This is a genomic window from Curtobacterium sp. JUb34 (genome assembly GCF_003755065.1).
In the GTDB taxonomy this organism is placed as follows: Bacteria; Actinomycetota; Actinomycetes; order Actinomycetales; family Microbacteriaceae; genus Curtobacterium.
In genome coordinates, this window is the sequence record NZ_RJVH01000001.1 from 913,633 (window position 1) to 934,734 (window position 21,102).

Annotated in this window: 23 protein-coding genes; 15 read left to right on the plus strand and 8 right to left on the minus strand. The window is 71.6% G+C overall.

Going from position 1 to position 21,102, the window contains the following annotated elements:
- Window positions 1-194 precede the first annotated feature (194 nt).
- From EDF63_RS04415 to EDF63_RS04430, 4 genes are read left to right on the plus strand one after another with little or no spacing between them, the layout of a single operon-like run.
- Window positions 195-842: an ABC transporter permease gene (locus EDF63_RS04415; protein ID WP_123311523.1), complete on the plus strand. Its 648-nt coding sequence runs from the start codon at window positions 195-197 to the stop codon at window positions 840-842.
- Complete coding sequence (locus EDF63_RS04420; RefSeq protein WP_111083580.1) at window positions 829-2,106, plus strand: ABC transporter ATP-binding protein; 1,278 nt, start codon at window positions 829-831, stop codon at window positions 2,104-2,106. The genes EDF63_RS04415 and EDF63_RS04420 overlap by 14 nt, the downstream gene beginning before the upstream one ends.
- On the plus strand, window positions 2,103-2,864 hold the full coding sequence (locus EDF63_RS04425; RefSeq protein ID WP_111083579.1) for an ABC transporter permease: 762 nt from the start codon (window positions 2,103-2,105) through the stop codon (window positions 2,862-2,864). The genes EDF63_RS04420 and EDF63_RS04425 overlap by 4 nt, the downstream gene beginning before the upstream one ends.
- Window positions 2,861-3,871, plus strand: coding sequence for a glycine betaine ABC transporter substrate-binding protein (locus tag EDF63_RS04430; protein ID WP_123311525.1), 1,011 nt, complete (start codon window positions 2,861-2,863; stop codon window positions 3,869-3,871). Before EDF63_RS04425 ends, EDF63_RS04430 begins: the two co-directional genes overlap by 4 nt.
- A 148-nt stretch (window positions 3,872-4,019) precedes the next feature.
- Here the strand turns inward: EDF63_RS04430 and EDF63_RS04435 are convergent, their stop codons facing one another.
- Window positions 4,020-4,649, minus strand: coding sequence for a TetR/AcrR family transcriptional regulator (locus EDF63_RS04435; protein WP_123311527.1), 630 nt, complete (start codon window positions 4,647-4,649; stop codon window positions 4,020-4,022).
- Window positions 4,650-4,729: 80 nt separating this feature from the next.
- Here EDF63_RS04435 and EDF63_RS04440 point away from each other — a divergent pair, with 80 nt between their 5' ends.
- From EDF63_RS04440 to EDF63_RS04450, 3 genes are read left to right on the plus strand one after another with little or no spacing between them, the layout of a single operon-like run.
- Window positions 4,730-5,476, plus strand: a complete 747-nt coding sequence (locus EDF63_RS04440) for an ABC transporter ATP-binding protein (RefSeq protein WP_123311530.1) — start codon at window positions 4,730-4,732, stop codon at window positions 5,474-5,476.
- Window positions 5,473-6,750 (plus strand): ABC transporter permease, encoded by a 1,278-nt coding sequence (locus tag EDF63_RS04445; RefSeq protein ID WP_123311532.1) that lies wholly within the window; start codon window positions 5,473-5,475, stop codon window positions 6,748-6,750. Before EDF63_RS04440 ends, EDF63_RS04445 begins: the two co-directional genes overlap by 4 nt.
- 26 nt (window positions 6,751-6,776) lie before the next feature.
- Window positions 6,777-7,304, plus strand: coding sequence for a GNAT family N-acetyltransferase (locus tag EDF63_RS04450; RefSeq protein WP_123311533.1), 528 nt, complete (start codon window positions 6,777-6,779; stop codon window positions 7,302-7,304).
- Between the two features lie 32 nt (window positions 7,305-7,336).
- Here the strand turns inward: EDF63_RS04450 and EDF63_RS04455 are convergent, their stop codons facing one another.
- Window positions 7,337-7,612 (minus strand): hypothetical protein, encoded by a 276-nt coding sequence (locus EDF63_RS04455; RefSeq protein ID WP_123311535.1) that lies wholly within the window; start codon window positions 7,610-7,612, stop codon window positions 7,337-7,339.
- Between the two features lie 102 nt (window positions 7,613-7,714).
- On the opposite strand from EDF63_RS04455, the gene EDF63_RS04460 reads away from it, so the two are divergent.
- The 3 genes from EDF63_RS04460 to EDF63_RS04470 are packed head-to-tail and all read left to right on the plus strand — an operon-like array spanning window position 7,715 to window position 10,317.
- Window positions 7,715-8,383, plus strand: a complete 669-nt coding sequence (locus EDF63_RS04460; RefSeq protein WP_111083572.1) for a hypothetical protein — start codon at window positions 7,715-7,717, stop codon at window positions 8,381-8,383.
- A 39-nt stretch (window positions 8,384-8,422) separates the two neighbouring features.
- Window positions 8,423-9,868, plus strand: coding sequence for an NAD(P)/FAD-dependent oxidoreductase (locus tag EDF63_RS04465; protein WP_123311537.1), 1,446 nt, complete (start codon window positions 8,423-8,425; stop codon window positions 9,866-9,868).
- A 5-nt stretch (window positions 9,869-9,873) separates the two neighbouring features.
- Complete coding sequence (locus EDF63_RS04470) at window positions 9,874-10,317, plus strand: SRPBCC family protein (RefSeq protein WP_123311539.1); 444 nt, start codon at window positions 9,874-9,876, stop codon at window positions 10,315-10,317.
- 136 nt (window positions 10,318-10,453) lie between these two features.
- Here EDF63_RS04470 and EDF63_RS04475 read toward each other — a convergent pair whose 3' ends face one another.
- On the minus strand, window positions 10,454-11,272 hold the full coding sequence (locus EDF63_RS04475; protein ID WP_123312209.1) for a shikimate 5-dehydrogenase: 819 nt from the start codon (window positions 11,270-11,272) through the stop codon (window positions 10,454-10,456).
- A 79-nt stretch (window positions 11,273-11,351) separates the two neighbouring features.
- Here EDF63_RS04475 and EDF63_RS04480 point away from each other — a divergent pair, with 79 nt between their 5' ends.
- The 3 genes from EDF63_RS04480 (at window position 11,352) to EDF63_RS04490 (ending at window position 14,040) form a co-directional block, all read left to right on the plus strand.
- Window positions 11,352-12,290 (plus strand): NADP-dependent oxidoreductase, encoded by a 939-nt coding sequence (locus tag EDF63_RS04480; protein ID WP_260232972.1) that lies wholly within the window; start codon window positions 11,352-11,354, stop codon window positions 12,288-12,290.
- Window positions 12,291-12,401: 111 nt separating this feature from the next.
- Window positions 12,402-12,596 (plus strand): PspC domain-containing protein, encoded by a 195-nt coding sequence (locus EDF63_RS04485; protein WP_123311541.1) that lies wholly within the window; start codon window positions 12,402-12,404, stop codon window positions 12,594-12,596.
- Window positions 12,597-12,651: 55 nt separating this feature from the next.
- The gene (locus EDF63_RS04490) at window positions 12,652-14,040 is read left to right on the plus strand and encodes an L-serine ammonia-lyase (RefSeq protein ID WP_123311543.1); all 1,389 of its coding nucleotides are present in this window, start codon (window positions 12,652-12,654) and stop codon (window positions 14,038-14,040) included.
- A 28-nt stretch (window positions 14,041-14,068) separates the two neighbouring features.
- Here the strand turns inward: EDF63_RS04490 and EDF63_RS04495 are convergent, their stop codons facing one another.
- Genes EDF63_RS04495 through EDF63_RS04515 form a run of 5 tightly spaced genes read right to left on the minus strand, consistent with a single transcriptional unit; the run spans window position 14,069 to window position 18,759 of the window.
- Window positions 14,069-14,905 (minus strand): class II fructose-bisphosphate aldolase, encoded by an 837-nt coding sequence (locus EDF63_RS04495; RefSeq protein WP_123311545.1) that lies wholly within the window; start codon window positions 14,903-14,905, stop codon window positions 14,069-14,071.
- Window positions 14,902-15,861: a 1-phosphofructokinase family hexose kinase gene (locus EDF63_RS04500; protein ID WP_123311547.1), complete on the minus strand. Its 960-nt coding sequence runs from the start codon at window positions 15,859-15,861 to the stop codon at window positions 14,902-14,904. Before EDF63_RS04500 ends, EDF63_RS04495 begins: the two co-directional genes overlap by 4 nt.
- Complete coding sequence (gene nagA / locus EDF63_RS04505; RefSeq protein WP_123311549.1) at window positions 15,858-16,979, minus strand: N-acetylglucosamine-6-phosphate deacetylase; 1,122 nt, start codon at window positions 16,977-16,979, stop codon at window positions 15,858-15,860. Before nagA ends, EDF63_RS04500 begins: the two co-directional genes overlap by 4 nt.
- Window positions 16,976-17,881, minus strand: coding sequence for an ROK family protein (locus EDF63_RS04510; RefSeq protein ID WP_123311551.1), 906 nt, complete (start codon window positions 17,879-17,881; stop codon window positions 16,976-16,978). The genes nagA and EDF63_RS04510 overlap by 4 nt, the downstream gene beginning before the upstream one ends.
- On the minus strand, window positions 17,881-18,759 hold the full coding sequence (locus EDF63_RS04515; RefSeq protein ID WP_123311553.1) for an SIS domain-containing protein: 879 nt from the start codon (window positions 18,757-18,759) through the stop codon (window positions 17,881-17,883). The genes EDF63_RS04510 and EDF63_RS04515 overlap by 1 nt, the downstream gene beginning before the upstream one ends.
- Window positions 18,760-18,891: 132 nt before the next feature.
- On the opposite strand from EDF63_RS04515, the gene EDF63_RS04520 reads away from it, so the two are divergent.
- Window positions 18,892-19,680 carry a DeoR/GlpR family DNA-binding transcription regulator gene (locus EDF63_RS04520; protein ID WP_185021286.1) on the plus strand — a complete coding sequence of 263 codons (789 nt, stop codon included), beginning with the start codon at window positions 18,892-18,894 and terminating at the stop codon, window positions 19,678-19,680.
- A gap of 148 nt (window positions 19,681-19,828) precedes the next feature.
- Window positions 19,829-21,079, plus strand: a complete 1,251-nt coding sequence (locus EDF63_RS04525; RefSeq protein WP_123311557.1) for a Gfo/Idh/MocA family protein — start codon at window positions 19,829-19,831, stop codon at window positions 21,077-21,079.
- The last annotated feature ends 23 nt before the right edge of the window (window positions 21,080-21,102 follow it).

Here is a 21,102-nt window from a genome sequence, read left to right on the forward strand (position 1 = left end):
CGATCGTTACCGTTCTCTCAGGCTCGCCGGCCGAACCGCCTCGTGACCGGGGATTTCCCGCAGGTCCTCCGCACAGGAAACGATCCGTTCGCCGGCTCCCCGTCGTGCGGTCGCTCCGAGCCCTGCGTAGCTTTGGCGCAGCTTGTGCCCCGACCCGTGGGCAGTTCGGCCGACCGGAAGGGGAGCGCCCACCCGTGTTCCAGTACGTCGTGGAGCGATGGAGCCAGATCTGGTTCTCGTCGTGGCAGCACTTCTCGCTGGTGGTCCAGTGCACGGTGCTCGCCACGGTCATCGCCGTGGTGCTCGCCACACTCGTCTACCGCAGCCCCCGGCTGACCTCCGTCGCGAACGGGGTGTCCGCCATCGGCCTCACCCTGCCGTCCTTCGCGGTCATCGGCCTGCTCATCGTCCCGCTCGGCTTCGGCGTCCTTCCCTCGGTGGTCACCGTCGTCTTCTTCGCCGCCCTGCCGATCCTGCGCAACGCGGTCGTCGGCCTCGCCGAGATCCCGCCCAGCGTCGTCGAGTCGGCGCGGGGCATCGGCATGAGCCGTTTCCGGACCCTCGTGCAGGTCGAACTGCCGATGGCCTGGCCGATCATCCTGAGCGGTGTCCGCGTGTCCGCACAGATGGTGATGGGCATCGCGGCCATCGCCGCGTACGCCCTCGGTCCCGGGCTCGGCGGCTTCATCTTCTCCGGACTCTCGCGCCTCGGCGGCGCGAACGCCCTGTACTCCGTGGTCGTCGGGGTGATCGGCGTCGTCCTGCTCGCCCTCGTCCTCGACCTGCTCCTCATCGGCCTCGGCCGCCTGACCATCTCGAGAGGTATCCGTGTCCAGCACTGACTCCGCCACCACCACCGCGCCCGACGGGGACGTCACCGGCCGCAGCATCCTGCTCGACGAGGTCACCAAGCGGTACCCCGGACAGTCGAAGCCCGCCGTCGACGGCATCACGCTCGAGATCCCCGCCGGCAAGATCGTCATGCTCGTCGGCCCGTCCGGCTGCGGCAAGACGACCACGCTCAAGATGATCAACCGGCTGATCGAGCCCACCGAAGGCCGCATCGTCGTCGGGGACGACGACGTGACCGGCATCGACGCCGACGAGCTCCGCCGCCGGATGGGCTACGTCATCCAGGCCGGCGGGCTCTTCCCGCACATGACCGTCGCCGCGAACATCGCGATCGTGCCGAAGATGCTCGGCTGGTCGAAGGAGAAGATCGCGGCGCGCGTCGACGAGCTGCTCGACCTCGTCTCGCTCGACCCCGACACCTACCGCGACCGCTACCCCCGCGAACTCTCCGGCGGCCAGCAGCAGCGTGTCGGTGTCGCCCGGGCGCTCGCCGCGGACCCGCCCGTCCTGCTGATGGACGAGCCGTTCGGCGCGGTGGACCCGATCACCCGGCAGCGTCTGCAGGACGAGCTCCTGCGCATCCAGGAAGAGCTGCACAAGACGATCGTCATCGTGAGCCACGACTTCGACGAGGCGGTGAAGCTCGGCGACTGGATCGTCATCTTCACCGAGGGTGCGCACATCGTGCAGTACGACACCCCGGAGCGGATCCTGGCCGAGCCGGCGAACGAGTTCGTCGAGAACTTCATCGGCTCGGGGGCCGGGCTGAAGCAGCTCACCCTGAACCGGGTCCGCGACGTCGAGGTCGTCTCCGCGGTGACCTGCTCCCCCGGCGAAGAGGCGAAGGCCGTCCTGCAGCGCATGCAGGAGGCCGGGGGTCACGGGCACGCCGTCGTGGTCGACCGTCGGCAGCGGCCGATCGGCTGGCCGTCGCGCCGGCAGCTCGAGCGCCTGGACCGGATCCCGGACGGCGTCGACCCGGAACTGCCGATCGTGGGCGAGGCCTCGACGCTCAACGACGCGCTCGACACCATGCTCGTCTCCAGCGCGGGCGCCGCACTCGTCACCGGTCGGGGCGAGGCGTTCCGCGGTGTCATCACGGTCGAGGTCGTCATGGAGGCCATCACCCGGTCGCGTGCGGCAGCCGCTGACGACCGCGCTTACACGCCGGTCGGCACGAACACCAACCAGATCGAGACGCTGCCGTCCTCGCCGGCGGCGCCCGTGATCGCGCCCTCCGGGGAAGACCTGTGAGTGCTGTCGCCGCCGGACCCGCCACCGGCGCCAGCACGTCCTGGAAGGGCCTGCTCTTCCAGCCGATCGCGATCCTCGTCGTGCTCGCCGGGTTCGCGATCTGGCTCGCCACGGCGGACCTGACCCCGACCGAGCGCACGACGCTCAACCCGTCGGACATCCTGGCGCTCACCGGGCAACACCTGGTGCTCACGCTGCAGTCGACGGTGCTGGTGCTCGTCATCGGCATCCCGCTCGGCATCGTCCTCACGCGCGGACCGCTGCGCCGGGCGAGCCCGTACGTGCTCGCCGTCGCGAACTTCGGGCAGGCGGCCCCCGCGGTCGGCCTGATCGTGCTGCTCGCCGCGTGGCTCGGCCTGAACAGCTGGTCCGCCGTGGTCGCGCTCGTGCTCTACGCGATCCTGCCGGTGCTCCGGAACACCATGATCGGTGTGCAGAGCGTCGACTCGCGGCTCGTGGAGGCCGGCCGTGGCATGGGCATGAGCGCGTTCAGCGTCCTGATGCGCGTCGAGCTGCCCCTCGCGGTGCCGGTCATGCTGTCCGGCATCCGGACGGCGCTCGTGCTGCTCGTCGGCACCGCGAGCCTGGCCACGTTCGTCGGTGCCGGTGGTCTCGGTCTCCTCATCACCACGGGCGTGACGCTCTTCCTGCCGAAGGTGCTCGTCGCCGGGGCGCTGCTCGTGGCGCTCCTCGCCCTCTCCATCGACTGGCTCGGCCGCGTGGTCGAGACCGTCGCACGTCCGAAGGGACTCCGATGAACCGCCGTACCCGCCGCCTCCGCCGCGGGGCCGCCGTCGTGCTCGCCGGCACCACCGCGCTCGTCCTGGCCGGCTGCGGTCTGCAGCCCGCCACGTCCTTCGTCCCCGAGGCCGGTCCCGGCACCATCGAGCGCATCGACGACCTGCCGGACGGCGCCCACATCACCGTGACGTCGAAGAACTTCACCGAGCAGCTCGTGCTCGGCAAGATCGCCGTGCTCGCCGCGAAGGCCGCCGGGTTCGACGTCACCGACGAGACCAACGTGCCGGGCAGCGTCGCGGTCCGTGAGCTGATGACCTCGCACGGTGCGGACCTGACCTACGAGTACACCGGCACCGCCTGGCTGACCTTCATGGGCCACGCCGAGGGGATCCCGGACAAGACCGAGCAGTGGGAAGCGGTCAAGCAGGAGGACGCCGGCAACGGGCTCACGTGGCTCGACCCGGCGCCGATGAACAACACCTACGCCTTCGCGGTCCGCGACGAGGCGGTCGAGGAGCTCGGGGACGTCAAGACGCTCTCCGACATCGCGAAGCTGCCCGTCGACCAGCGCACCTTCTGCGTGGAGTCGGAGTTCAACTCGCGTGCCGACGGGTTCAAGCCGATGCTGAAGAAGTACGGCTTGGAGCTCGGCGGTTCGGGCGACAACGGGATCCCGAGCGACAACGTCAGCATCCTCGACACCGGCACGGTCTACACGGCCACCGACCGCGGCAAGTGCAACTTCGGCGAGGTCTTCACCACCGACGGCCGCATCAAGTCCCTCGGCCTGACCGTGCTCGAGGACGACAAGGGCTTCTTCCCGGCGTACAACGTCGCCCCGGTCCTCGACTCGGCCACGCTCAAGGAGTACCCGCAGCTCGCCGACGTCTACGACCAGATCTCGCCGAAGCTCACCGACGCCGTGCTGCAGGAGCTGAACCGTCAGGTCGACGTCGAGGGGCGCGAGCCGGCCGACGTCGCCTTCGACTGGATGGTCAAGGAGGGCTTCATCACGAAGCCGTGATGCGGGCCGCGGTCGACTTTCGGTCGCTTGGTGAGCAGAAATGGTCGGGTCGCCGGACGGGTCCCGACCATTTCTGCTCACCATGTGTCGGACGGGAGGCCCGGTGCCAGCTGGTGGGGCCCACCTCCCGTCCGTCTGTGGTTGCGTCTCAAGCCGCAGCGATGCGCGCAGCCGTGTCGCGGATCGACGCGACGACGCGGGCGCGGACCTCTTCCGGGTCGGAGCCCTCGTGCCGGGCGGCGCTGCGCAGTCCCGTCATGCACATGCCGAGCAGCATCTCGGCCGCCTGCGGGGTCGCGGCGTCCGGCCCCCAGGCGGGATCGCGTTCGAGGATCGTGCGCACCGCGCCGGTCATCGCCTCGGCGACCGTGGTCATCCGCGCGACCTGGCGGCGCATCAGCTGCGGGAACCGCACGATGACCTCCTTGCGCTCGAGTCGCTCGTGCTCGTCGCCGAACGACGAGCCGAACACCAGGAACGCCAGGTCGACCACGGCCTGCGCCGCCGGCTCCCCCGCGACGGCGGCCAGGTGCGCGTCGAGGGTGGCGGGGTCGAGGTCGAGCTCGGTGTGCCCGAGGACCGCGTCCTCCTTGCTCTCGAAGTAGTTGAAGAACGTGCGCGGTGACACCTCGGCGCGGGCGGCGATCTGCTCGATCGTGGTGCGGTCGATGTCCTGCTCGAGGGCCAGCGACCGAGCCGCCTCCGCGATGCGGTTGCGGGTCTCGATGCGCTTGCGGTCGCGCAGACCCATCTCGGTGGCGGGCGCGGTGTCGGGCATGGCCCGACTGTAACCGGAACGTCACATGATCTACAGCAAACGCAAACTTGCAGTCGTGCACCGGACACTACGGTGGGGCAATGACCACTCCCGTGCTCGAGGCCCGAGACCTCGCCAGGACCTACGGCCGAGGCCCGACGCGGTTCGACGCGCTCAAGGGGGTGTCGCTCCAGGTGCACCAGGGCGAGAGCCTTGCGATCGTCGGCAAGTCCGGCTCGGGCAAGTCGACGCTCATGCACCTGCTCGCACTGCTCGACAAGCCGTCGACCGGGCAGGTCCTGCTCGACGGCACCGATGCGGCGACACTCGGTGCGCGGCAGGTGAACCGCACGCGCAACAGCACCTTCGGGTTCGTGTTCCAGCAGTTCTTCCTGACCCCCAAGACCTCGGTGCTCGACAACGTCGTGCTCCCCCTCAAGATCGCCGGCGTCTCCGGTGCCGAGCGGAAGCGCCGCGGCATGGCGGCGCTCGAGTCCCTCGGCCTCGCCGACAAGGCGAAGAACGACGCCAACGACCTGTCCGGCGGGCAGAAGCAGCGCGTGGTCATCGCACGCGCACTGGTCGGCGAGCCGAGCGTCATCTTCGCCGACGAGCCGACCGGCAACCTCGACACGAACACCGGGCAGGTGGTCGAGGACATGCTCTTCGGCCTGCAGCGCGAACGCGGGATCACGCTCGTCGTGGTGACCCACGACGAAGAACTCGCCGCCCGCTGCGACCGCAGCGTCAACGTCCGCGACGGACTCATCGTCGGTGGATCGGACGGCGTGCCCACGGCCGGCGCCGCCGTCGACCAGCAGGCCACGCACGGAAGGCACTCCGCATGAACTTCCTCGACCTGCTCCGCACCGCGGTCGCGAACACCTTCCGGTCGAAGCTGCGCACGACCCTGACGGTCATCGCGATCTTCATCGGCGCCTTCACGATCACGCTCACCTCGGCGATCGGCACGGGTGTCAGCAACTACATCGACACCCAGGTCTCCTCGATCGGCGACACCGGTTCCCTGACCATCACGAAGGCCGTCGACACCGCGTCGACCGACAGCGGCCCGGCGGAGTACGACCCCGACGAGTCCGGCCAGAGCGTCGACCGTGGTCCGGCGTCGTTCTCGTACCTGTCGCAGTCCGACGTCGACGACATCCGCGCGATCGACGGCATCAAGAGCATCCGTCCGGCGGTCGCCCTCGCACCGAAGTACGCCGAGCACGGAGACGACGGCAAGTACGTCGTCTCGCTCACGGCCAACGCCGGCGAGCTCGACGCCGACCTGGCGAGCGGGAAGCAGCTCGACGACGACACCGACGCGAACCAGGTGATCCTGCCGACGAACTACCTGGAGAACCTCGGACTCGGCAGCGCGAAGGCCGCCGTCGGCAAGGAGCTCACCTTCGCCGTGGACGACTACCAGGGCAAGGAGCACACCCTCACCGCCACGGTGGTCGGTGTGCAGAACGAGTCGCTGTTCGGAGGCGGTGCCGGGGCGAACGCCGCGCTCACCGATGCGATGCAGGCAGCACAAGAAGTCGGCAAGCCGGACTCGATCGCGACCTCGTACGCCAGCGCCACCGCGACGCTCGACTCCGGGGCCTCCGCGACCACGGTCAAGAAGGCACTGTCGGACGACGGGTTCCTCGGGCAGACCATCCAGGACCAGCTCGGTCAGTTCCAGACCGTCATCAGCGGCATCGTCGGGGTCCTGAACGCCTTCGCCGTCATCGCCCTGGTGGCGGCGGGCTTCGGCATCATCAACACGCTGCTGATGAGCGTGCAGGAGCGCACCCGCGAGATCGGCCTGATGAAGGCGATGGGCATGGGCGGCGGCAAGGTCTACACGCTGTTCTCGCTCGAGGCGGTCTTCATCGGCTTCCTCGGCAGCGCGATCGGTGCCGGTGTCGCGATCCTGCTCGGCACCGGGATCTCGAACGTCCTGGCCGACACGCTCCTCAAGGACCTGCCGGGGCTGCAGATCATGCAGTTCGCGCCGAGTTCGGTGGCGACGATCATCCTCGTCGTGATGTTCATCGCGTTCCTCGCCGGCACCCTCCCCGCACGCCGCGCCGCGCGGCAGAACCCGATCGAGGCGCTCCGGTACGAGTAGCGCCCGGCGTGCATAGTCTCTGACGGGTGGCGGCATTCGGGCGGGACCTCGGCGACGGGTACACGCTGACGCTGCGCGACCTGACGACGGTCGACCAGGTGCTCGAACTCGTGCGCGCGAACCTGGGCCGACTGCGTGCGGCGGAGCCGTGGGCGTGGGACCCGCAGGACCGCGAGACCATCGGGCTGCACACCGAACGGCTGCTCGGCCAGTTCGCGATGGACCGTGCGCTCCCGTGCGTCATCCGGTCCGACGACCGGATCGTCGGGGTGGCGTCGCTGACCTTCGACCCGTACCTGGGCCAGGCGTCCCTCGGCTACTGGGTGGACGCCGGACACGAGGGCCGCGGTGTCGCGGGGCGGGCCGCTGGGGTCCTTGTCGAGGTCGCGCGGGCACGCGGCACCGCACGGCTCGAGATCCGGACCGGCGTCGACAACGTCCGCAGCCGCGCGCTCGCCGAGCGGCTCGGGTTCGCCCACGAGGGGACCCTGCGGGGCGCGCTGCCGCTCGGGCCCGTCCGCGCCGACGTCGCCGTCTACGGCCTGCTGCTCTAGGCGAGGATCCCCGCCTCCCCCGTGCGCGTGCGTCAGGAGCCCTGCGTCGCGCCCTGCCAGACCGCGAACGCGCCGCCGACGACCGCCAGCACGAGCAGCAGGATCCAGACGGCCAGCGCGACGAGGTTCAGGAAGATCCCCCACCCCGCGCGACCACGGGCGAGCGGTTCCCGGCTCCGCGAAGCGACCCCCAGGCACAGCCCGACGATCGGGGCGACGAACGTCCATCCGGCGAGCAGCGAGCAGATCCCGAGGACCAGGCTCGCCGTCCCGAGACCGGTGCGGGGGGATTCCGAGTACGTGACCATGAACCCGACGCTACGGAACCGCTCGGGGTGCGTCGTCCCTCCAGGGCCTGATCCGGGTCCGCCTGCGGACGGATGGTCACCCGCCGCCGGTATCGTCGGAGCATGGCCTTGTTCGGACGACGCAACCACGACGTGCGCGATCGACCCATCAGCCAGGTCGAACTGAAGCGTGCCGTCGACGAGGGCTTCCTCATCGCGAAGGCCGCGGTCACGATCGCGGTCGGCAACCGGATCATCACGAACGCCCTGCGTGACCAGGGCTACTTCGACCACGCGCTGATCGCCGAGGCTGCGCGCGAGGAACTCCACCGCATGGCCGAGGAACAGCGCGGCGACGCCGCCCGCATGCGGGAGATCCGGTCGACGTCGAGCAAGTCGAAGGGTCGCTCACGCCACCAGCACGACTACCGGCGGGGCGACGACCTCAAGCTCCGCACGCGTGAGGCGACGTACGAGCAACTCGCGACGATGCTCGACAAGCGCCGCGACGACCAGCACTTCGTCGACGGCATCGTGCTCGCTGCCCGCGCCCGAGCCTGGGACGACATCGGCACCACGGTCGTCGGGCGTCTCGGCTGGGCCCAGCGTCCGGCCGACGACTACGAGATCGGCCGTGACGACCGCCTGCAGCAGATGCTCGACGAGGACTTCGCGACGTTGCTGGCCGAGCACCCCGTGGGCTCGACCCCGGTCGACGCCGACGAGCCCGACGACGCCGACGGCGACGAGGACGGCTCCGACCCGGCTGACCCCGACGTCGCTCGCCCCTGACCGGGACCACGCGCAGACACGAGTCCCTAGGCTCGGACCATGGTTGATGCGGTGGTCGTCGGGGCCGGACCGAACGGACTCGCGGCGGCGGTGACGCTCGCCCGTGCGGGCCTGTCCGTCGAGGTGGTCGAACGGAACGACACGATCGGCGGTGGTGCCCGCACCGCGGAGCTCACGCTGCCGGGGTTCCTGCACGACGTCTGCTCGGCCGTGCACCCGATGGCGCTGCAGTCAGAGTTCTTCCGGCTGTTCCGGATGGAGGAGCGCATCGAGCTCCGCCTGCCCGAGGTGCAGTACGGGCACCCGCTCGACGGCGGTCGCGCGGGCATCGCGTACCAGGACCTCGAGCGGACGGCCGCCGAGCTCGGTGTGGACGGCCCCGCCTTCCGGAACCTGATGGGCCCGCTCGCCCGATCGGCCGACCAGGTCGCCGACTTCGCGACCGACGCCCTGCTGCACGTGCCACGGCACCCGCTCACGGTGCTGCGGTTCGGCCTGCGCGCCCTCGAGCAGGGCAGCAGCGCCTGGAACGCCCGCTTCCGGCAGGACGCCGCGCCGGCGATGGTGTCCGGCGTCGCCGCACACTCCATCCAGCACATGCCCTCGCTGTCGACGGCCGCCGCGGCGCTGTCGCTCGGCGCCTACGCACACGCCCGCGGCTGGCCCGTGCCGATCGGCGGCAGCCAGTCGATCGTCGACGCGCTCGCCGACGACCTCGTCGCGCACGGCGGTCGCATCGTCACCGGGCACGAGGTCCGGTCCCTCGGTGACCTCACTCCGGCGAAGGCGGTGCTGTTCGACACGAGCGTGCCCGGCATGCTGCGGATCGCCGGTTCGCAGATCCCGACGCCGAAGCGCGGTGCGCTCCGGCGGTTCCGGTTCGGCAACGCGGCCGCGAAGGTCGACTTCGCACTGTCCGACCCGGTGCCGTGGACGAACGAGGCGCTGCGCAGGGCCGGCACCGTGCACATCGGTGGGACGCGAGCCGAGATCGCCGCGGCGGAGGGCTCGGTCGCGCACGGCCGGCACGCCGAACGCCCGTACGTGCTCGGTTCGGAGCCGACCGTCGTCGATCCGACCCGTGCGCCGGGGGGCAAGCACGTGTTCTGGGCCTACGCGCACGTGCCGGCGGGGTCCGACGTCGACCAGACCGAGGCGATCACGCGGCAGGTCGAGCGGTTCGCACCGGGGTTCCGCGACACGATCCTGCAGTCGTCGAGCCGCACGGCGGCGCACATGTCGGACCACAACCCGAACTACGTCGGCGGCGACATCGCCGCCGGTGCTGCGAGCTTCTGGCAGCTCGTGGAGCGCCCGGTGCTGTCCAGCGACCCGTGGCGGATGGGCGGCGGCATGTACCTGTGCTCGGAGTCGTCCGCGCCCGGCCCCGGTGTGCACGGCATGGCTGGATGGCGTGCCGCGAAGAGCGCGCTCCGGCACACCTTCGGGCTGCCCGACGACGTCGACCTCACCCCGGAAGGCTGAACACCATGGCCAAGAACGTCCGCATCCTGCACTGCTCGCCCGAGGACGTCTTCGACGTGCTCGCCGACGGCTGGCTCTACACGACCTGGGTGGTCGGCGCCTCACGCATGCGCGCGCAGGAGCCCGGGTGGCCGCAGGTCGGCACGCACCTGCACCACTCGTTCGGCGCGTGGCCGGTCGTCATCGACGACGTCACGACCTCGTTGGTGTGGGACCCGCCGCACCGCATGGTGATCCAGCCGAAGGGGTGGCCGATCGGCGAGGCACGCGTGGAACTGACCGTGGAGCCGCACCGCAAGGGCTGCAAGGTGACGATCGTCGAGAACGCGGTCGCCGGTCCGGGCTCGTACGTCCCCGACTTCCTCATGCAGCCGCTCATCTGGGTCCGCAACCACGAGACGTTGCGCCGGCTCGGGTGGGTGGCCGTCGGACGCGCGGCGAACGCCTGAGACGTCCCCACGGACGGACGGGAGGCACGGTGCCAGCTGGCACCGTCCCTCCCGTCACGGCCGTCGTGCCGCTGGCGCGTCACGCCGGAACCGGCGTGTGGGGCCCACCTCCCGTCCGTCCTCGTGGTCGCGTCGACTACTCGGCGCGCGAGAACTCGCTGGCGCGCGCCACCAGGTCGTCGGTCAGGGCGACGCCCGTGTAGCGCTCGAACTGGCGTGCTGCCTGCAGCGCGATGACCTCGGCTCCGGTGATGACGTGCTTGCCGGCCTGGCGGCCGGCGCGGACCAGCGGGGTCTCCGACGGGAACGCGACCACGTCGAAGACCGTGTGGGCCGCCTCGATCCGGTCCTGGGCGAAGGCGAGCGCGTCCTGCTGGTCGCCGCGCATGCCGAGCGGCGTGACGTTGACGACCAGGTCGGTCTCCCCCGCCTCGCGCTCCTCGGCGACCCACTCGTAGCCGTACTGCGACGCGAGTGCCGGGCCGGTCTGCTCGTTGCGGGCGACGACCGTCAGGTGGTCGAAGCCGGCGCCACGGAACGCCGCGGTGACGGCCTTCGCCATGCCGCCGGAACCGCGGAGCAGCACGCGTGACGCGGTGTCGACGTCGTGCGAGGCGAGCAGTGCGGCGATCGCCTCGTAGTCGGTGTTCGACGCGGTGAGCACGCCGTCGTCGTTCACGACCGTGTTCACCGACTGGATGGCGGCGGCGGACTCCTCGATGTGGTCGACGAGCGGGATGATCGCCTCCTTGAAGGGCATCGACACCGAGCAGCCACGGATGCCGAGGGCACGGATGCCGGCCACGGCGCCGGGCAGGTCGGTCGTGGTGAACGCCTTGTACAGGAAGTTGAGCCCGAGCTCGTCGTACAGGAAGTTGTGGAACCGGGTGCCGATGTTGCTCGGCCGGGCCGCGAGCGACATGCAGACCTGCATGTCCTTGTTGAGGATGGGCATGTCGCCCAGTCTCCCACCGTCGCGCCGATGGAGCGGTCCACGGGGACCGTTCGTCGAGCTCGGGGTACCGTCGGACGCGATGACTGTGATCCCGGAGACCATGCGCGCTGTCCGCTTCGACGAGTGGGGAGACCGGTCCGTGCTGTACGTCGCCGAGGTCCCCGCCCCCGAGGCCTCCGCCGGCCGGGTGCTCGTGCGCGTCCGCGCCGCCGGCATCAACCCCGGCGAGTCGGCGATCCGCCAGGGGCTGTTCGACGGCGGGTCCGCAGACGCGCTGCCGTCCGGACAGGGCACCGACTTCGCCGGGATCGTCGTGGCGGTCGGCGAGGGCGTCGACGGCGTCGACGAGGGTGAAGAGGTCCTCGGGTGGTCGTGGGACCGCGCGAGCCAGGCGGAGTACGTGTCGGTGCCGGCCGAACAGGTCGTGCAGAAGCCGCGACTGCTCGACTGGACCGTCGCCGGCGGGCTCGACATCGTCGCGACGACCGCGGCCGCCGCCGTCCGTGCCGTCGATCCCCGACCCGGCGAGACCGTCGTCGTGTCCGGGGCTGCCGGTGGTGTCGGCGGGTTCGTCACCCAACTGCTGACGAACGAGGGCATCGACGTCATCGCGATCGCGTCCGAGGTGAACCACGAGTGGCTCCGGTCGAAGCGAGCACGACCCGTCGCGTACGGCGAGGGGCTGCAGGAGCGGATCACCGAACTCGCGACCAACGGCATCGACGCCGTCATCGACACCTACGGACCCGAGTACGTGCACCTGGGGATCGCCCTGGGCGTGCCGGTCGACCGCATCGAGACGATCATCGCGTTCGAGGCCGCCGCCGAGGTCGGTGCGAAGGCATCCGGCAGTGCGGACACGGCCGACCCGGAGATCCTCGGGGCCCTCGCGATGCAGGTGGCGAACGGCGAGGTCGAGGTGCCGATCGCGGCGACGTACCCGCTCGACCGGGTGCAGGACGCCTACGAGCAGCTCGAGCAGCGGCACACGCGCGGGAAGATCGTGCTGATCCCCTGACGGGTGCCGGGGGTCGTTCGGCGGCTCGGGGTACGGCCGGGGGTTTCCCCCACTGCGCTCCGGGTGTGGCCCGGATGCTCGGGCGCCCCGAGACTGCGTAACGTCGTCCCCATGAGCACACTCTCCCGTCCCCGCAACGGCCGTATCCTCGCCGGTGTCTGCGCCGGCCTCGCCGACCGCTTCGGCCTGTCCCGGACCCTCGTCCGCATCGGCTGGGTGATCCTGAGCCTCTTCCCCGGCCCCTTGTGGATCGCCTACGTCGTCCTGTGGTTCGTGGTGCCGGCCGAGGGCAACGCCCGCCGCTGAGACTCGGCGCGGCCAGTCCGAGACCCGGTCCGTCCGGACGGGTTAGTGTGACGGCGTGCCGGTCTCCGTCTTCGATCTGTTCAGCGTGGGTGTCGGTCCCTCGAGCTCGCACACCGTCGGGCCGATGCGGGCCGGTGCCGAGTTCGCCACCCTGGTGGCCGGGCTCCCGGTCGCGTCCGTCGCCGTCGACCTGTACGGCTCGCTCGCGTCGACCGGGCAGGGCCACGGCACCCTCGGCGCCGTGGTCGCCGGCCTGATGGGGTCCCACCCCGAGACCGTCGACCCGGACGCGATGTCAGCGGCGCTCGATGCCCTCGAAAGGGACGGCGTGCTCCGACTCGACGGCGGAGCGACCGTACCGTTCCGGCTCGCCGACATCGTGCTGCACCCCCTGACCATGCTGCCCCGGCACCCGAACGCCATGCGGCTGCGCGCCCGTGACGCATCCGGTGCCGACCTGGCCGACGAGACCTACTACTCGATCGGCGGCGGCTTCATCGCGCGCGACAGCGAGGGCGAGGGCGACGGGGCCGTCGTCGCGGGCGCGGCGATCCCCGTCGACGACCGTGTCCCGTTCCCGTTCTCGAGCGGCGCCGAGCTGCTGGCCGCCTGTGCCGCGTCCGGTCTGCCGATCAGCGGGGTGGCGCTCGCCAACGAGTCGGTCACCCGGACCGACGCCGACGTCCGCACCGGACTGCTCGGCATCCACGCCGTCATGGACTCGTGCGTCGAGCGCTCCGTCCGACGGGACGGCTGCCTGCCCGGCGGCCTCGACGTCCGCCGCCGCGCCAGCACCTGGCACGAGCAGCTCACCCGCGAGGACCCCGACCACGACCCGCTGTTCGCCATGGAGTGGGTGAACCTCGTCGCCATGGCGGTGAACGAGGAGAACGCCACCGGTGGCCGGGTCGTCACCGCACCCACCAACGGCGCCGCCGGCATCATCCCCGCGGTCCTGTACTACGCGCTGACGTACGTCCCCGCGATCACCGCCGCCGACCGGGACGACGCCGTGGTGCGGTTCCTGCTCACCGCGGGCGCCATCGGCTCGATCTACAAGGAGCGTGCGTCGATCTCCGGCGCCGAGGTCGGGTGCCAGGGTGAGGTCGGATCCGCTGCCTCGATGGCGGCCGCCGGGCTCGCCGAGGTCCTCGGGGGCACACCGGAACAGGTCGAGAACGCTGCCGAGATCGCCATGGAGCACAACCTCGGCCTGACGTGCGACCCCATCGGCGGCCTGGTGCAGATCCCGTGCATCGAGCGGAACGCGATCGCGGCGAACAAGGCGATCAACGCCGCACGGATGGCCCTGCGCGGGGACGGCGTGCACCACGTGTCACTCGACCAGGTCGTCGAGACGATGCGGCAGACCGGGGCGGACATGTCGTCGAAGTACAAGGAGACCGCCATGGGCGGGCTCGCGGTGAACGTCCCGCTCTGCTGAGGACTGCGGCTGCTCGTGCCGCCACCGCTCAGCCGTGCAGGAGCGTCAGCAGTCGTGCGGTCTCGGTGGAGATCGCCTCGCGCCCCGCCGACACGTACTTCCGCGGGTCGACCAGATCGGGGCGCTCGTCGAGCACGGTGCGCAGGGCACGGGTGAACAGGCCGTTCAGGTGCGTCGAGATGTTGATCTTCGTCATGCCGGCGCGCACCGCCCCGCGCAGTTCGTCGTCGGACAGCCCCGATGAGCCGTGCAGGACCAACGGGACCGGCACCGCGGCATGCAGGCGTTCCACCAGGTCGCGGTCGACCGAGGCCTCGCGGGTCTGCATCGCGTGCGACGTCCCGACGGCGACGGCCAGGGCGTCCACCCCGGTGTCGGCCACGAACGCGGCGGCGTCCACGGGGTCGGTGCGGACGCCGGGAGCGTGCACACCGTCCTTGCCGCCCACCTCGCCGAGCTCGGCCTCGATGGCGACGCCGGCGGCGTGACACCGCACCGCGAGGTCGTGGGTGGCGGCGACGTTCGCCGCGAAGTCCAGGTGGGAGCCGTCGTACATGACGGAGTCCACGCCGAGGTCGATCCCGGCGGCGACGAGGTCCGGGTCCTCGATGTGGTCGAGGTGGACCAGGACGTCGACGTCGGCGGCCCGGGCGATCGCCTGGGTCGCGGTCGTGATCGGCGCGAGCCCACCGTGGTACCGGACGCAGTTCTCGCTGATCTGCAGGATGACGGGAAGCCCGGCCCGCTCGGCCCCGGTGACGATGGCCTCGGCGTGCTCGAGCAGGACGACGTTGAACGCGCCGACCCCACGGTGTGCCGTGCGGGCGGTGTCGAGCAGGCCGGTCAGGGCCAGGTCGGTGATCATGCTGGGGTCCTCGTTCGGTCGGGGTGGGTCAGGAAGCGGTGGACGTCGGCGGGGTCGACCTCGCCGGCCACCGGGCGCAGGACGGCGGCGGCCCCGTGGGCGGCGGCGGACCGGAGGGCCCGGAGCAGGGTGTCGTCGGCGAACGGTGCACCGGGGCCCTGCCGGGTACCCGCGCCGACCAGAGCGTCGACCAGACCGGCGGTCGCCGCGTCGCCCGCGCCCGTCGGGTTGCCGGACACACCGGGTACCGCCGGGACCTCGAGCACGTGGTCCGCGGTGTGGGCGGCGATGCCGTGCGCCCCGCGGGAGACCACCACGACACCGGCACCGAGTTCCAGCAGCCGGAGCGCGCCGGCACGTTCGTCCGTGGCACCGGTGGCCTCGAGCAGTTCCTCGCGGTTCGGCTTGCAGACCGTGGCGCCGGCGCTCGCCGCCGCCAGCAGCGCGGCACCGGAGCAGTCCACGACGCTCATGACGCCGTGCCCGTGCGCCGTGGCGACCCAGCTCGCGACGACGTCGGGCGCGGTTCCGTTGGGCAGCGAACCAGACACGACGAGGGCGGTGGTGTCGGCGTCGGCGAGCAGTCCGCCGACCGCCGTGGCGACGGCGTCCCACTCGACGGCCGTGAGCACCGGGCCGGGCTCGCCGAACATCGTCGGGTGGGCGATGTCGTCGACCACGGTGACCGTCGTGCGGGTCGTACCGGACACCGCGACGTCGGTGTGGTCGAGGCCCAGGCGGTCGAGCGCGTCCGAGATCCAGCGGCCGGGCGTCTCCCCGAGGGGCAGGACCGCGTGCGTCGCGACACCGGTCGCCGCCAGGACCCGGCCGACGTTCAGGCCCTTGCCACCCGGGTGCCGTGCGACGTCGAGCACCCGCTGGGTCTCGCCGATGCGCTGTTCGGCGACCCGGTACGTGACGTCGACGGCGGGGTTCGGTGTGACGACGACGATCACGCGACCACCGCCGGTGTCAGGAGCGGCTGTACCGAACCGGTGTCGGGGTCGAGGACGAGGAGGTCGGCGGGTGCGCCGACCGTGAGCGGCGCCGGTCGACCGAGCAGCCGAGCCGAGCGGGTGGCGGAGGCGGCGACGACCTCGGGCACGGCGGTCCCGCTCGTCGACAGTCGGCGGACCGCGTCGGCGACGGTGATCGTGCTGCCCGCCAACGAGGACCCGTCGGCGAGCATCGCGACACCGCCGCGGACGGAGACCGCGGACCCGGCGATGGTGTGGTCGCCGTCGGGGCAGCCCGTCGCCGACATCGCGTCGGACACGAGGACCAGGCGGTCCGGTGCGCTCCGCTGGACGAGCCCGATCGTGGTCGGGTCGAGGTGGTGCCCGTCGACGATGCACTCGAGCAGGACCCGGTCGTCGGTCAGGGCGACCCCGACCGGCCCGGGCAAGCGATGGTGCAGCGGCGGCATGCCGTTGAACAGGTGCGTGACGAGCGTGGCGCCGGCGTCGATCGCACGGCGGGTCTGCTCGGCGGAGGCGTCGGTGTGTCCGATCGCCACGATGATCCCGGCGGCGACGAACCGCGCCACGGTCTCCAGGGCGCCGGGGAGCTCGGGGGCGAGGGTGACGATCCGCAGCGCGCCGTCGGCGGCCGCCAGGTACGCGTCGACCTCGAGGGGGTCCGGGGCGTGGAGCAGGTCCATCCGATGGGCTCCGCGGCGGGCCGGGGACAACCACGGCCCTTCGAGGTGCACGCCCGCCAGCGTTCCGTCCGAGGCGAGTGGGCGCAGGCGCGTGAGCGCTGCGACGGTGTCGTCGGGGCGTCCGGTGGCGATCGAGGCGACGAGGGTCGTGGTCCCCCGCGACCGGTGGTGCGCCGCCGCTGTCCGGGCGTCCTCCGTGGAACAGGTCGCGAAGTCGTGGCCGAGGGCGCCGTGGGCGTGCAGGTCGACGAAGCCCGGTACGACGGTGCCCTCGACGGTGACCGCAGTGCCTGCGCGCGGCGGTGTGCCGGTACCGACCGCGAGCACGGTGGCGTCGTCGCCGAGGAGGATCCAGCCGTGGTGCAGGTCGGGGGCAGCGGTCACGATGCGCGGCGCGCGGACGAGCGTGGTCACAGCAGGACCCCGCTCTCGAGCAGCCGCCGAGCGAGCATGCCCGCGCCGATGGCTCCGGCGGCGTCGCCGTGGGCGGCCGGCAGGACCTCCGGAGCGCGGACCCCGACGAGCCGTTCGGCCACCGCCGTGCGCAGCGGCCCGAACAGCAGCGGGCCGGACTCGGCGAGTCCCCCGCCGACGATGACGGTGTGGCACCCGGCGACCGCGGTCGTCCACGCGAGCGCGTCAGCGAGAACGGCGACGCAGTCGTCCCAGACGGCGGTCGCCACGGGGTCGCCGTCACGCACCCGGAGCATGGCTGCGTGCGCCGATGCGGAGCCGGAGCGGCGTGCGACTCCCCCGGCCGACGCGATCTCCTCGACCCGGAGCCCCGCGTGCGGTCCGGACGGGATCAGCACCTGGCCGATCTCCCCCGCCCATCCGCCCCCGGACACCACCTGCCCGTCGACGACCAGCGCGCTGGCCAGCCCGGTGCCGACGGGCACGAAGGCGACCGATCCGCGGGACAGCGCCGTGTCGCCGGTGTGGGTCTCGGCGAGGGCGCCGGCGCGGACGTCGTGGCCGAAGGCGATCGGGACGTCGATGCCGCGGCGGACGAGCTCGGCCTGCACGAGGCCACGGACCGGCACGTCCTGCCATCCGAGGTTCACCGCGAGGACGACGGTGCCGGCGGCCTCGTCGACGACACCCGGCGTGACGAGCCCGACGGCGTCGAGATGACCGTGGTCGAGCGCCCGGGCTGCCAGGTCGGCGACGGCGACGGCGAGTCGGTCCCCCGACGGGTCGTCGCGCGGCGTCGGGACCCGGGTCTCGTCCAGGACGAGTCCGTCGGTGTCGGTCAGCCGAGCCTTGGTGCCCGTGCCGCCGACGTCGACCCCGAGCACCGCGCCTGCGCCCGCCATCAGGTGAGGATGACCGACCGCGTCAGCGAACGGGGGTTGTCCGGGTCCAGCCCGCGACCCTCGGCCAGGGCGACGGCGAACCGGTGCACGACGACGAGCCCGGCGATCGGGTCGAGGTCGTGCTGCACGAAGCGCGCACCGGTGGCGGCGACCTCGTCGGAGAGCCCCTGCGGCGCGGCACCGAGCGACCAGACGAGCCGGCCGGGCTGCGCGATGGCGATCGGCCCGTGCCGGTAGTCCATCGCCGGGTAGGACTCGGCCCAGAACTGTGCGGCCTCCCGCGTCTTGAGCGCGGCCTCGAACGTCAGACCGACGGCGGCACCACGGCCCACGAAGGAGACCTGCTCGGCGTCGAGCAGGTCCTCGATCGGCACCGTCAGGGCGGTCTCGGCCTGGGTGGCGAGGGCGTCGACGTCGTCGCCGATCGACGCGCGCAGCAGGGCGAGCGCCGTGGTGGCGAACCGGGTCTGCACGACGGATCGCTCGTCGGCGAAGGGCAGTGCGACCACGTCGTCGGCGACGGCTGCGGCGGGGCTGTCCGCGACGGCCGTGATCAGGACGGTGCGCTGCGACGGCAGGGCCTGCAGCAGGTCGACGATCTCGGTCGTGGTGCCCGAGCGGCTGATGGTGAGCACGCGGTCGTACTCGCGCGATGCGGGGTACTCGGAGCCCGCGAAGGCGTCGGTGACCCCGAGGCCGGCCTGCTCACGGGCGACGGCGTAGCTCATCGCGATGAACCAGCTCGTGCCGCAGCCGATCACCGCGACGCGTTCACCGGGCTGGGGGAGCGCATCCGAGAAGGTGGGCAGGAGTGCTGCGGCGGCGCGCCAGGTCTCCGGCTGGGAGGCCAGTTCGGCGCTCACGAAGGTGTCGGTCATGGGAGCCTTCCGGTCCGGTTCGATCCGGGTGATCGATGATCAGGAAGCGTAGCGAGCGATCGTGCGCGATGGAAGACCAAAGCGTCAATTCCGATCACCGAGCGGTCGCGATGGCACCGTAGGATGGCCGTCATGACCCCCCAACAGCGGCTGAACGCCCTGCTCGAACTGGTGAGCGAACGCGGCAACGTGTCGATCGCCGAGATCGGGGAGCTGCTGGGGATCTCGGCGGCGACGGCCCGACGGGACCTCACGACGCTCGCCGACCAGCGGCTCGTGACGCGCACGCACGGGGGAGCAGCGGCGCTCGGGGCCGGCTACGAACTGCCCCTGCAGTACAAGATCGCGCGCCAGGCCGAGGCGAAGACCGCCATCGCCCGCGCCGCCGCACGACTGGTGCAGCCCGGCGAGACCGTCGGGCTCAACGGCGGCACCACCACGACCGAGGTCGCTCGTGAACTCGGCAAGAGCGAGCGGTTCATCCGGGCCGACGGCGAGTTCGGGATCACCATCGTGACGAACGCGCTCAACGTCGGCTACGAGCTGTCCGTCCGCGCCAACGTCAAGATCGTGGTCACGGGCGGGGTGGCGCGGCGGCAGTCGTACGAGCTCGTCGGACCGCTCGTCCGGGACACCCTCGACGAGTTCGCACTCGACCTCGTGGTCCTCGGGGTGGACGGCCTGACCGGGCAGTACGGCGCCACGACCATGCACGAGGGCGAGGCCGAGGTCAGCCGGCACTTCGCGTCGGTCGGGCGACGGGTCATCGTGGTCGCCGACTCGACCAAGATCGAGCGGTCGACCTTCGCCAGGATCTGCCCGCTGGACCGCATCGACGTCCTGGTCACCGATCAGCCCGTATCGCCGGCCTTCGCAGCCGATCTCGCCAGCGCCGGCGTGGAGCTCGTCGTCGCCGACTGAGCAGGCGGACGAGCGCCCGGATCCCGGGCGTGACGTTTCGATCGTGTAAAACCCTCCCGCCGTGGACCCATGAGCGATCCGTGAGCGCCTATTGTGCATTCATGATCGATTCGGCATCATGGGCGTCACAATCACGCAAGGGAGCGAGATGAGCATGGGCGTTGACAACGGGATCCTCCGCGTCGCGGTGATCGGCATGGGCCAGCGGTCCGCCATCGCACGGCACGTCGCCGAGGCGGTCGCCGCGGAACCGGCACTGCGGGCGCAGGTCGTCGCCGTGGCGGACGTCACCGCAGCGGGCCGCGAGCGCGGGCGGGCCGAGTACCCCGACGCGCTGGTGGTCGAGCACCACCGGGACCTCACCGGCCAGGTCGACGCCGCGATCGTGACCACCCCGGACCGGACGCACGCCGAGATCGCGATCGACCTGCTCCGCGCGGGCATCGCCGTCTACCTCGAGAAGCCCCTCGCCATCACGGTCGAGGATGCCGATGCGGTCCTCAACACCGCCGCCGAGACGGGCACCCCGCTCTACGTCGGCCACAACTTCCGTCACGCGGCCGTCGTCCGCCTGATGCGCGAGATCGTCGACCGCGGCGAGATCGGCGAGGTCAAGGCCGTCTGGTGCCGGCACTTCGTCGGCAACGGCGGGGACTACTACTTCAAGGACTGGCACGCCGACCGTGCGAACGTCAACTCCCTGCTCCTGCAGAAGGCCAGCCACGACCTGGACGTCATCCACGCGCTGGGCGGCGGCGACACCAGCCGCGTCGTCGGCATGGGCTCGCTGTCCGTCTACGGTGACGTCACCGACCGGAGGGACCGCAGCGGCGAGCTGATGGGGGACTGGTTCTCCCACGACAACTGGCCGCCGCTCGCCCAGACCGGGCTGAACCCCGTCGTCGACGTCGAGGACGTCTCGATGGTCATGATGACGCTCGACAACGGTGTGCAGGCCAGCTACGAGCAGTGCCACTTCACCCCGGACTACTGGCGGAACTACACGGTCATCGGCACCGAGGGCCGCCTCGAGAACATCGGCGACACCGGCGGTGGCGTCGTGAAGGTCTGGACGCACCGTCGTGGCTGGGACACCGCGGGGGACCGCGAGTACCCGATCGACGGCGTCGAGGACGGCCACGCCGACGCCGACCTGATCACCATGACCGAGTTCCTGCGGTCCGTCGCCCTCGGCGAACCGACGGAGCTGTCCCCGATCGCGGCCCGCGCCGCGGTCGCCGCCGGTGCCCTGGCGACCCGCTCGCTGCGCACCGGCTCCGTCCCGATCGACGTCCCGCCGCTGCCGGCCGAGACGATCGCGCACTTCAGCCGGCCCGCCACACCCTCCACACGACCCGCTCCGCACCCCACCCACCCCGCCCAGACCGTCGGTTCCTGACGGCCGTGCGAAAGGACCTCCCG

Coding starts and splice junctions, on each gene's coding strand:
- EDF63_RS04465 (WP_123311537.1), top strand. CDS start 8,423: ATGGTTGATGCGGTGGTCGTCGGGGCCGGACCGAACGGACTCGCGGCG.
- EDF63_RS04445 (WP_123311532.1), top strand. CDS start 5,473: ATGAACTTCCTCGACCTGCTCCGCACCGCGGTCGCGAACACCTTCCGG.
- EDF63_RS04480 (WP_260232972.1), top strand. CDS start 11,352: ATGACTGTGATCCCGGAGACCATGCGCGCTGTCCGCTTCGACGAGTGG.
- EDF63_RS04470 (WP_123311539.1), top strand. CDS start 9,874: ATGGCCAAGAACGTCCGCATCCTGCACTGCTCGCCCGAGGACGTCTTC.
- EDF63_RS04510 (WP_123311551.1), bottom strand. CDS start 17,881: ATGGCGGGCGCAGGCGCGGTGCTCGGGGTCGACGTCGGCGGCACGGGC.
- EDF63_RS04520 (WP_185021286.1), top strand. CDS start 18,892: ATGACCCCCCAACAGCGGCTGAACGCCCTGCTCGAACTGGTGAGCGAA.
- EDF63_RS04460 (WP_111083572.1), top strand. CDS start 7,715: ATGGCCTTGTTCGGACGACGCAACCACGACGTGCGCGATCGACCCATC.
- EDF63_RS04485 (WP_123311541.1), top strand. CDS start 12,402: ATGAGCACACTCTCCCGTCCCCGCAACGGCCGTATCCTCGCCGGTGTC.
- EDF63_RS04525 (WP_123311557.1), top strand. CDS start 19,829: ATGAGCATGGGCGTTGACAACGGGATCCTCCGCGTCGCGGTGATCGGC.
- EDF63_RS04495 (WP_123311545.1), bottom strand. CDS start 14,905: ATGATCACCGACCTGGCCCTGACCGGCCTGCTCGACACCGCCCGCACG.
- EDF63_RS04515 (WP_123311553.1), bottom strand. CDS start 18,759: ATGACCGACACCTTCGTGAGCGCCGAACTGGCCTCCCAGCCGGAGACC.
- EDF63_RS04475 (WP_123312209.1), bottom strand. CDS start 11,272: ATGCCCATCCTCAACAAGGACATGCAGGTCTGCATGTCGCTCGCGGCC.
- EDF63_RS04440 (WP_123311530.1), top strand. CDS start 4,730: ATGACCACTCCCGTGCTCGAGGCCCGAGACCTCGCCAGGACCTACGGC.
- EDF63_RS04430 (WP_123311525.1), top strand. CDS start 2,861: ATGAACCGCCGTACCCGCCGCCTCCGCCGCGGGGCCGCCGTCGTGCTC.
- EDF63_RS04455 (WP_123311535.1), bottom strand. CDS start 7,612: ATGGTCACGTACTCGGAATCCCCCCGCACCGGTCTCGGGACGGCGAGC.
- EDF63_RS04435 (WP_123311527.1), bottom strand. CDS start 4,649: ATGCCCGACACCGCGCCCGCCACCGAGATGGGTCTGCGCGACCGCAAG.